The sequence below is a fragment of the Streptomyces sp. NPDC058086 genome (assembly GCF_042885015.1).
In the GTDB taxonomy this organism is placed as follows: Bacteria; Actinomycetota; Actinomycetes; order Streptomycetales; family Streptomycetaceae; genus Streptomyces.
This window is the reverse complement of sequence record NZ_JBHVST010000206.1, coordinates 1-8,245: the sequence shown is the minus strand read 5'-3', so window position 1 is coordinate 8,245 and position 8,245 is coordinate 1. Positions and strand designations below refer to the sequence as shown.

General features: G+C 67.7%; 10 protein-coding genes. 7 read left to right on the top strand and 3 right to left on the bottom strand.

All coding sequences use genetic code 11. From position 1 onward, the window contains the following. The 5 genes from ACFVWD_RS56455 to ACFVWD_RS56435 form a co-directional block, all read left to right on the top strand. The coding region (locus tag ACFVWD_RS56455) for a hypothetical protein (protein WP_389606829.1) at positions 1 to 201 on the top strand (201 nt) is incomplete at its 5' end. Continuing rightward, on the top strand, positions 201 to 962 hold the full coding sequence (locus tag ACFVWD_RS56450; protein WP_389606828.1) for a hypothetical protein: 762 nt from the start codon (positions 201 to 203) through the stop codon (positions 960 to 962). The genes ACFVWD_RS56455 and ACFVWD_RS56450, both read left to right, overlap by 1 nt. Positions 963 to 1,460: 498 nt before the next feature. Then, positions 1,461 to 2,873, top strand: coding sequence for a family 2B encapsulin nanocompartment shell protein (locus tag ACFVWD_RS56445; RefSeq protein ID WP_389606826.1), 1,413 nt, complete (start codon positions 1,461 to 1,463; stop codon positions 2,871 to 2,873). Between the two features lie 105 nt (positions 2,874 to 2,978). Then, positions 2,979 to 4,289, top strand: coding sequence for a family 2 encapsulin nanocompartment cargo protein terpene cyclase (locus ACFVWD_RS56440; RefSeq protein WP_389606824.1), 1,311 nt, complete (start codon positions 2,979 to 2,981; stop codon positions 4,287 to 4,289). 5 nt (positions 4,290 to 4,294) lie between these two features. Further along, on the top strand, positions 4,295 to 5,197 hold the full coding sequence (locus ACFVWD_RS56435) for a geranyl diphosphate 2-C-methyltransferase (protein ID WP_389606823.1): 903 nt from the start codon (positions 4,295 to 4,297) through the stop codon (positions 5,195 to 5,197). A gap of 182 nt (positions 5,198 to 5,379) precedes the next feature. Here ACFVWD_RS56435 and ACFVWD_RS56430 read toward each other — a convergent pair whose 3' ends face one another. Genes ACFVWD_RS56430 through ACFVWD_RS56420 form a run of 3 tightly spaced genes read right to left on the bottom strand, consistent with a single transcriptional unit; the run spans position 5,380 to position 7,062 of the window. Next, positions 5,380 to 6,234, bottom strand: coding sequence for a helix-turn-helix domain-containing protein (locus ACFVWD_RS56430; RefSeq protein ID WP_389606821.1), 855 nt, complete (start codon positions 6,232 to 6,234; stop codon positions 5,380 to 5,382). 24 nt (positions 6,235 to 6,258) lie between these two features. Next, the gene (locus tag ACFVWD_RS56425; protein WP_389606819.1) at positions 6,259 to 6,786 is read right to left on the bottom strand and encodes a DUF6879 family protein; all 528 of its coding nucleotides are present in this window, start codon (positions 6,784 to 6,786) and stop codon (positions 6,259 to 6,261) included. A gap of 15 nt (positions 6,787 to 6,801) precedes the next feature. Then, the gene (locus tag ACFVWD_RS56420; RefSeq protein WP_389606817.1) at positions 6,802 to 7,062 is read right to left on the bottom strand and encodes a hypothetical protein; all 261 of its coding nucleotides are present in this window, start codon (positions 7,060 to 7,062) and stop codon (positions 6,802 to 6,804) included. A gap of 175 nt (positions 7,063 to 7,237) precedes the next feature. Here ACFVWD_RS56420 and ACFVWD_RS56415 point away from each other — a divergent pair, with 175 nt between their 5' ends. Together ACFVWD_RS56415 and ACFVWD_RS56410 are read left to right on the top strand one after the other, a co-directional pair. Then, entirely contained in the window at positions 7,238 to 7,465 is a 228-nt protein-coding gene (locus ACFVWD_RS56415; protein WP_389606816.1) for a hypothetical protein, read from the top strand. Positions 7,466 to 7,691: 226 nt separating this feature from the next. Further along, positions 7,692 to 7,835, top strand: a complete 144-nt coding sequence (locus ACFVWD_RS56410) for a hypothetical protein (RefSeq protein ID WP_389606814.1) — start codon at positions 7,692 to 7,694, stop codon at positions 7,833 to 7,835. The last annotated feature ends 410 nt before the right edge of the window (positions 7,836 to 8,245 follow it).

The window sequence follows — 8,245 nt, the reverse complement described above, 5'->3', positions numbered from 1 at the left end:
GAACGCGCCCGCCACAGCGAGGCCCGCCCGCCGGCCCCCGACCCGGCCCAGCCCGCCAGCCCCATGTGGTCCAGCCACTACAAGCCCTGGACCGAACCGGTCACCACCAACCAACAACACCTCAACCGCGAGCTCCTGGACCTCGCGCAGCGCACCACCCGCACCCCTCGCCCCACCGAGACCCTGGCGGAGGTCAGCTGATGGACACCATCCACGTCGCCGTCGATGGCTGGGTCGACGCCATCCCCGCCCCCGGCCCGCGCGGCACCGCGACGTTCGACCTGATCGTCCGCGCCGCCGACGCGGACACCGCCGTCACCGAGACCCCTGACACGGTCGTCTCCTGTACCAGCGGAGCCCCCCAGATCACCCACGCGTTGCTGACCGACATACAGCCCGGCGACCTTGTCCGTGTCAGCGGCAGCCTGGTCCAACCCCAGGCGCCCGGCGAGGCCGCCCGGCTCACCGTCCACTGCCTCGAGGTCCTGGGCACCGCGCTGATCCCAGTCCTGAACGACATGGTGCTGGACCGGTACGGCGACTACGTCGTCATCTTCGACGCCGACCACAACCAGGTGCCCGTCTACGCCGGGCTACGGCCGTGTACCGGTTCGGCCTTGGCCCCTCTCTGCTCCACCCGTTCACCCAGTCCGACTTGGGCGTGGTCACCGCCGCCGCGGTCCGCCTGTTGCCCGCCCCGAGACCCAGCGGACGATTCGCCCCAGCTTCACCTGGGACCGGCTCCCCGACGCCGTCGAGGTGCTGCGGCGCTTGCGGCGCTGGGCCTGGTCGACGGGGTGATCAAGGTGTACGACTTGGTGCCCGGGGCCTTCTACGGCGGACGCGCCGGCGAGTTCCTGGCTCACGTGTGCGTGAGCGGCGCCGCCGCGCACCACGAACGTGGGGGTGCACCCCGGTGTCCGACTGCACCGGGTCGTGTTCCAGGACGGGCACCTCTATGAGTCCTCAAGAACGTCAGGGGAGCGGACAGAAGCACACGGCAGCGCAAATCGAAGCGTCGCCCAAGCCGCACCATTGCCCCGGCTGAGTCCTGCCGCGTTTCCGATGCCGTGATGCGAGGTGCCGGGCGCGACACCTGCGGACGGTGGCGGCAGCGGGCGGCGCCCCCGACTGGCCCGATCGCCCAAGACGGCTTTGGGTATATGGCACTTCCGCGGCCCCTCGACTCACCGGTCCCCCACTGTGGAAGCCGACCGGCCGCTCGTCGGGATGAGCCGCCCAATCGGGGCTGAATCCCGTCGGTACCCGGGCAAACATTGCGCGGGCGCGATCATCGCATCGAGTTAATGTCGCCCACTTTCCTTGGTCCACGGGGCGAAGCGGCCATTAGTGTTCACCTGGATCTGGACTGATTCCCCTCCATATACCCCGTTTCCCCCTGTTGCCCGATGACGCCTACATACGTGCCATCACCGCCCTGAACAAGGAGAGCTCGCCCGATGACTGTTGACTCGAGCCCGGAGGCGCGACTGGAACCACCCCGGCAATCCAGCCTGGGCACGGCGGCCGCCCGCAACCTCGCCACCACCACCAAGTCCGCCCCGCAGATGCAGGAGATCACCTCTCGCTGGCTGCTGCGGATGCTCCCCTGGGTGGAGACCAAGGGCGGGGTCTACCGGGTGAACCGTCGCCTGACCTACACCGTCGGCGACGGGCGCGTGGCGTTCGTCCAGGACGGCGCCGACGTCCGGGTGATCCCCCGTGAGCTCGGTGAACTGGCCCTGCTGCGCGGCTTCGACGACGTGGAGGTACTCACTGCCCTCGCCGATCGGTGCGTCCAACGCGACTTCCGGGCCGGCGAGACGCTGGTGGAACGCGGTGCGCCCGCGGATCAGCTCCACCTGATCGCCCACGGTCGCATCAGCCAGACCTCCGTCGGCGAGTACGGCGACGAGGTCGCCCTGAACGTACTTGCCGATGGCGACCGATTCGGGGACAACGCCCTGCTGGACGGGAACGCCCCTTGGGAGCACACCGCCACCGCCGAGACCTCGGGCACCCTACTCACCCTGTCTCGCGCCGACTTCGAGGCCGTGCTGTCCACGGCGCCGGGCCTGCGGGACCACATCGAAGAGTTCACGTCGCTTCCCCGCCAACGGCAGAACCATCGCGGCGAGGCGGAGATCGCGATGTCGGCCGGCCACACCGGCGAGCATGAGCTGCCCGGCGCGTTCGTCGACTACGAACTGAATCCGCGGGAGTACGAACTCTCGGTCGCGCAGACCATTCTGCGGATCCATACGAGGGTCGCCGACCTCTACAACAAGCCGATGAACCAGACCAAGGAGCAACTCAGGCTCACCATCGAGGCGTTGCGCGAGCGCCAGGAGCACGAACTGGTCAACAACAAGGAGTTCGGCCTGCTCCACAGCGCCGACTTCAAGCAGCGCATCCAGACGCATTCCGGCCCGCCGACCCCGGACGACCTTGACGAGCTGCTCTGCCGCCGTCGCGGGTCTAAGTTCTTCCTCGCGCACCCGAAGACCATTGCGGCGATCGGGCGTGAGTTCAACGCCCGCGGGCTCTATCCGGACCACGTCGACCTCGGTGGTCAGCAGGTCCCGGCCTGGCGCGGGGTTCCGATCCTTCCCTGCAACAAGGTCCCCATCACGAAGGAGAAGACCAGCTCGATCCTCTGCATGCGTACCGGCGAAGACAACCAGGGTGTCATCGGTCTTCATCAGACGGGTCTGCCGGACGAGTACGAACCGGGTCTGTCAGTCCGGTTCATGGGCCTCAACGAGCAGGCAATCACCTCCTACCTCGTCAGCACCTATTACTCCGCCGCCATCCTCGTGCCGGACGCGGTCGGCGTGCTGGAGAACGTACAGATCGCCCGCTGGCCCAGGTAGCGGGCTCGGCCTGCACGCCACGGTGCGACACCCCGGACCATCCCGGTCGGTCGCGCACACCTGAAAGGCCCCGGGACAGCCGCCCACCCCACGAAGGAGCCATCGATGCCCGCGCCTGAGCCGACACCTCCGCAGTCGAGCCTGCCGACGGCCGCTGCTCACTTCGGGGCGCACGTCCTCGCTGAAGCCGCGGCCCGTGCCTGCGATATCAAGACTGTCACCGGCGGCCCACACTGTGCGCCGTCCGTGCCCGCACCGCCTGCGGTTTCCGTGCCCGCACCGCCGCCCCCCGATGCCCCGACAGCCGTGGTGCCGACACCGATCCCCGACCTGGAACGGATCCTGCGCGGCCCCAGCGGCCTGGGCACGGCGGGCCTGCGCCTGATCCCGTGGGAGCATCTGCCGACGCCTTCGGAGCCGTCGGCAGCCACGGCGGAAGGCAGGTCGATCCCAGGCCTCTACTACCACCAGGTGGCCGAGCCCGACCCGGTGCGGGTCGAAGAGGTCAGCCGAAGGATCAAGTCCTGGGCACTGGACGAGGTCTCCCTGTATCCCGAGGACTGGGAGGAGCAGTTCGACGGCTTCTCCGTGGGGCGCTACATGGTCGGCTGCCATCCGGACGCACCCAGCATCGACCACCTGATGATCGCCACACGCCTGATGGTGGCCGAGAACGCGGTCGACGACTGCTACTGCGAGGACCACGGGGGCTCGCCCGTCGGCCTCGGCGAACGCCTTCTGCTGGCGCACACCGCACTCGACCCCGTCTACACGACGCAGGAGTACCGGGCGCAATGGTCGAAGTCGCTCCATGCGGACGCGCCTCGGCGCGCCTACCGCTCCGCCATGAACTACTTCGGCCAAGCAGCCAGCCCCTCCCAGACCGACCGATTCCGGCACGACATGGCCCGGCTTCACCTGGGGTACCTCGCCGAAGCCGCCTGGGCGCAGATGGACCACCTACCCGAGGTGTGGGAGTACCTGGCGATGCGCCAGTTCAACAACTTCCGCCCCTGCCCGACCATCACCGACACCATCGGCGGCTACGAGCTGCCGTCGGACCTCCATGCCCAGACCGCCATGCAGAAGGTCATCGCGCTCGCGGGGAACGCGACGACCATCGTGAACGACCTGTACTCGTACACCAAGGAACTCGACGCTCCCGGGCGGCACCTGAACCTGCCCGTCGTGATCGCCGAACGTGAGGGCCTGTCCGACCGGGACGCCTATCTGAAGTCGGTCGAGGTCCACAACGACCTCATGCACGACTTCGAGAGCAACGCCGCGGCCCTGGCCGTCGATTGCCCCGTCCCAACCGTGCAGCGCTTCCTGCGAGGCGTGGCCGACTGGGTCGACGGAAACCACCACTGGCACCAGACCAACACCTATCGCTACAGCCTGCCCGACTTCTGGTAGGAAGAATGGACTCATCTGTGACCAGCACGACCAGCACCGAACTCACCGCCACCGACCCCCCTCTGCTCATCCCCGGCCCGGCGACTCCTTACCAGGGAGACATCGCCCGCTACTGGGACGGGGAGGCCAGGCCCGTGAACCTGCGTCTCGGCGATGTCGACGGTCTCTACCACCACCACTACGGCATCGGTGAAGTCGACCACTCCTCACTCGGCGACGCCGAGGACAGCGAGAGCGAGAAGCAGCTGATCGCCGAGCTTCACCGACTGGAGTCGGCGCAGGCCGATTTCCTCCTGGGGAACCTCGGCGACATCGGGCTTGACGACACCCTGGTGGACGCCGGCTGCGGGCGCGGCGGGTCGATGGTGATGGCGCACCAACGCTTCGGATGCAAGGTCGAAGGTGTCACGCTGTCGGCCAAGCAGGCCGACTTCGCCAACCGGCGTGCCCACGAACTCCGCATCCAGGACCACGTACGCGCCCGCGTCTGCAACATGCTCTCCATGCCCTTCGAGACCGGGCAGGCCGCGGCCTCGTGGAACAACGAGTCGAGCATGTACGTCGACCTGCAGGACCTCTTCGCGGAACACTCCCGCATCCTCGAGGTCGGCGGTCGCTACGTGACCATCACCGGCTGCTGGAACCCGCGGTACGGCCAGCCTTCGAAGTGGGTCTCCCAGATCAACGCGCACTTCGAATGCAACATCCACTCGCGCCGGGAGTACCTGCGTGCAATGGCCGACAATCGCCTCGTGCCGCAGGCCGTCGTCGACCTCACCCCCGCCACTCTGCCCTACTGGGAGCTGCGGGCAACGTCTTCGCTGGTCACGGGAATTGAGGACGCGTTCATCAACTCCTACAAGGACGGGTCCTTCCAGTACCTCCTCATCGCCGCCGACCGAGTCTGACTTCCTGCTGCCGGGGAGTGCCCCGTCCCTGACAGAACGGGCCCTCCCTGGTCAGTAACCACATAGACCGTGTACCACCAGCAGACGAAGAACGTTCTCTGTTCATACAGTCCGAAGAAACTTGGGTTCTTCTAGAGTCTCAAGTCGGGTACCTGAGAGGTGGGGCAGGTCACCGCACTCTGTCAGCGCAGCGCGTCGATGGCCTTCACGACCAGGGCCCGTGCGTCGGCACCGTAGACGGCCATGCCGCGTAGCTGCTCGAACGTCTTGAGGTAGAGCGCTACTTCGGAAGGCTGCGTGAGCTTCACGCGTGCAGACACCAGCTCGACACTGGCGAGGGTGTCGTCGTACACGTGGAAGGTCTCCTCCGGCCACTGCGCCCGCTCGCGCGTCGCCATGGGGATGATGCCGAGCGAGACCGCTGGCAGCGACCCCGCGGTGAGCAGGTAGCCGAGCTGGCCGGCCATCGCGTCCGCATCCCCGATTTGGTAGCGGAGCACGGATTCCTCGATCAGCAGCACAAAGCGGTGCCCTGGTTCGTGGATGATGCGCGAGCGCTCGACGCGGGCCCTCGCTGCCTCTGCGCTGTCGTCGACGGGGAGCTCGTGGAAGCGGGCAGACATGCGGAGCACGGCGGCTGCGTAGCCCTCGGTCTGCAGGAACCCGGGAACGATGGTGGAGGAATACACGCGGAACAGCTCGGTCGACCGATAGAGCTGTACGTAGCTGTCCTGCAGCCGCTTGAGTCCAGCGCGGACCTTGCGCTTCCACTCGACGTACTGCGACTCGGCATCACGGGACTGGGCCAGGATGTCCGGGGCTTGGTCGGGGGCGCCGCAGGCACCGCACCAGAGGCGAATGTCTTCGGGGGTAGGGGGCGTGCGCGCGTTCTCGATGCGGGAGGTCTTCGGATGCGTCCAGCCGCAGCGAGAGGCCAGCTCAGTCCCGGTGAGACCCGCGTCCGCGCGGAGTTCACGCAGACGCTGCGCGACCCGCTCGCGCGCAGCCTGGGCCGATGACGACGGGGAGATGGGCATGAGCTGACCTGTACGCCTTCCGCACTAGCTGATCTTGTAGTCCTCGTGCGGGATCGCTCGCTCCCACACCGATTCGAATGCATCGGCGCACAGTTTCGCAGCGGCCGGATCTTCGGAGAATTCCTCACCGACCCACGCGCCGTCGCCAGTGAAGTGGTTCCAGCGGATCAAGCGGTCGTCGAACAGCCAGAAGTCGTTGCCCGGCAAGGCGATGTCCGAGGCACGTCGGCGGGGCAGCCATCGCACGTGTTCGCCTGCGGCGACGTTCGTGAATGTGCCGGAGTGCTCGAAGCGGATGTACTCGGTGACCGGTTCGGACACGATCCGGGCGCGTCGGACGGCAACGCCACGAGAGGTGGTCTCCTGGATCAGGTCCAGCCACGGCCGCCACCAGGACGCGCGGTCCGCAGGGTCGTGGCGGAAGCCATTGCGCCATGCCTCGAAGCCTTCCGCCTCATCGTCCACGGCGTAGCTGTCGCGCATCTCCAGGTGGATAGCCGAGCGCGTGCAACCGGCGATCAGCTCAGTGAACGTCGGCACGTTCGAGGACATCGCACGCCTCCCTGATCATGTGCACCATTCCCTGATCATGTGCACCATCCCGGCGGGGATACGGATCACTGCCTCGTCGTCCGGGACGCCCCTCGCGTGCCCCGGCAGCTCGAACGCGGCGCATTCCGCTTCGAGTTCGGGGCCTGGCTTCCAGCCCTGGAAGACGAGCTCCTGCTTCTCCTCGTCGACCCACACGGTCGGACTCTTGTCGTCGCCCGTGTTGGGGTCGATGCCGACGAACCGTAGTTTCCCGCCTCCAGCGCTTGGGGTGTGCACGGATGTTCACCACCATCAGCCGGACGGGGTAGAGGGTCAAGGGGGCGAAACGGCCATCAGGCTGGATCGGACGCTTGCCGTGAACATTCCTGTACATCGCTCGCTGTGGCGCACACCTCACTTCTAGCGTCGGGAGACACAACGAACCCCGGCGGCCGCGCGAACGGCCCCGGGCGTGGCCAACCTGAGAGAGCAGGTCGACATGGCCGAGCCTACGCAGACCGCGGGCACCACGACCACCCCGACGGCCTACGCCTACTGCGCCTGGCATCAAGGGGTCACGCGAGACGTCCGCCTGATCCAGATCGACGAGACGGGGTCCGGCCCAGGGACTGGCCGCCAGAAGTTCGCGTGCCATCCCTGCCAGATCACGCACGGCCTGGTCCCGCTCGCCGACCGATGACCTCGTGGAAACGGAAACCGCCCCGGGTCGCCGATCTGACCCGCGCCCAGTACTCGGGCTGGGACTGCTGCTGGTGCGGCAAGCGGCTCACCCACGCGGCCCGGTCCGCCGGCCGCGCGCAGGGTTCCAGCGGCGCCTACGACCTGAGCGTCGAGGTCTACGAATGCGGGCGTCGCTGCCCGGCCCGTCCCCGGCTCCCCACATCCTCACGAACAGGAGACACTCCGTGAGCAAGTCCACCCTGCCCCGCGCCCAAGGCCGCACTTCCGGCTACTGCTGGGCCGAGCACACGGGCAAGCGCGTCCACTGCACCGAGCCCTTCGGCCCCGGCGGTAGGCACCGGCACCCGTACAGCAAGACCAGCTGGTAGACCCCCAGTGCTGGCGACGGCGAAAGGGCCGGCACTGGGTACAGACGGCCACCTATCCGAAGGGCGGCCGTCTTTGGCCCGCCGCAGCGCTCCCCCTGGGCCTGCGGCGGGTCACCTCACCAAACAGGTGCTCTGCACCGCTGAAGGTGGTCTCGTGCCTGACGGCCGCCCGCACGGCCCGCTGCCCGGTCTCACGGACTGGCAGCGGGCCGCCGACGTTAGCGCTGGGCCAGCGACTCCACGAGGCGCCGCCAGGTGCGGCGGTGACCGGGCCTCCACGCGTTGAACATGATCACGTGTCGGTCCGAGGTGTATCCATCCCTGATCTTGCGTGGGTATCCCCGGCTTCAGCCGGGGAGGGAAACGCATCCTCGGCCCGGAGGCGCGAAGCGCCGGAGTTCACTGCGTTG

Coding starts and splice junctions, on each gene's coding strand:
- ACFVWD_RS56440 (WP_389606824.1), top strand. CDS start 2,979: ATGCCCGCGCCTGAGCCGACACCTCCGCAGTCGAGCCTGCCGACGGCC.
- ACFVWD_RS56435 (WP_389606823.1), top strand. CDS start 4,295: ATGGACTCATCTGTGACCAGCACGACCAGCACCGAACTCACCGCCACC.
- ACFVWD_RS56445 (WP_389606826.1), top strand. CDS start 1,461: ATGACTGTTGACTCGAGCCCGGAGGCGCGACTGGAACCACCCCGGCAA.
- ACFVWD_RS56450 (WP_389606828.1), top strand. CDS start 201: ATGGACACCATCCACGTCGCCGTCGATGGCTGGGTCGACGCCATCCCC.
- ACFVWD_RS56430 (WP_389606821.1), bottom strand. CDS start 6,234: ATGCCCATCTCCCCGTCGTCATCGGCCCAGGCTGCGCGCGAGCGGGTC.
- ACFVWD_RS56425 (WP_389606819.1), bottom strand. CDS start 6,786: ATGTCCTCGAACGTGCCGACGTTCACTGAGCTGATCGCCGGTTGCACG.